Source organism: Zoogloea oryzae (assembly GCF_030161255.1).
GTDB lineage: Bacteria > Pseudomonadota > Gammaproteobacteria > Burkholderiales > Rhodocyclaceae > Zoogloea > Zoogloea oryzae.
This window is the reverse complement of record NZ_BSPX01000222.1, coordinates 1-1003: the sequence shown is the minus strand read 5'-3', so window position 1 is coordinate 1003 and position 1003 is coordinate 1. Positions and strand designations below refer to the sequence as shown.

The following is a 1003-nucleotide window of genomic DNA, read 5'->3' as shown; positions in this document are numbered from 1 at the left end:
TCAAAGAAAAACAGAGCACGTTATAAAGAATTAATTGGTGAATTAGATATTCGAGAGCTAAAAACTCGGTAAGTTCAAATTACATCAAATCATTCAAATTTGATTGATTTGATGAACTTCGTTTTCAGTAATTGATAGAATAAGGAATCGGGGAAAAATATGGATGTACCAACTACAAGAAAAGACCTCATGATAGTTAATATGGGTCCTCAACACCCCTCAATGCATGGTGTTTTGCGACTCGCGGTTACTCTAGATGGTGAGGACGTTATTGACTGTGAACCAATATTGGGTTATTTACATCGAGGAATGGAAAAAATTGCCGAAAATAGAACTATTATACAATATCTTCCTTATGTAACACGTTGGGATTATTTAGCTACTATGTTTACAGAGGCAATAACAGTAAATGCGCCAGAAAAGTTGGGAAATATGCAAATACCTAAAAGAGCCAGCTATATCAGAGTAATTATGCTGGAGCTGAGTCGTATCGCTTCTCATTTGTTATGGCTTGGCCCTTTTATGGCAGATATCGGTGCACAGACTCCTTTCTTCTATATTTTCAGAGAGCGGGAATATATATATGATCTATTTGAAGCTGCCACAGGTATGCGAATGATGCATAATTATTTTCGTATCGGAGGCGTAGCTGCTGATCTACCTTATGGCTGGATAGATAAATGCTTAGATTTCTGTGATTATTTTTTAACAGGCATTATTGAAAATCAAAAGCTTATTACACGGAATCCTATTTTTTTGGAAAGAGTTGAGGGCGTAGGTATTCTTGGTGGAGAAGAGGCAATAAATTGGGGTTTATCGGGTCCAATGCTACGAGCTTCGGGCATTAAATGGGATCTTCGTAAGATTGATCGTTATGAGTGTTACGACGAATTTGATTGGGAAGTACAGTGGCAAAAAGAAGGAGATTCATTAGCTCGTTATTTAGTACGAATCAGTGAAATGACAGAATCCATAAAAATAATTCAACAAGCTCTGGAAGGAA

At 36.9% G+C, this 1003-nt stretch carries 1 protein-coding gene; it reads left to right on the top strand.

Going from position 1 to position 1003, the window contains the following annotated elements; translation table 11 throughout:
- Positions 1-159: 159 nt before the first annotated feature.
- Positions 160-1003: NADH-quinone oxidoreductase subunit D (locus tag QQK25_RS24825; RefSeq protein ID WP_284190068.1), on the top strand; the 844-nt coding region annotated here is incomplete at its 3' end.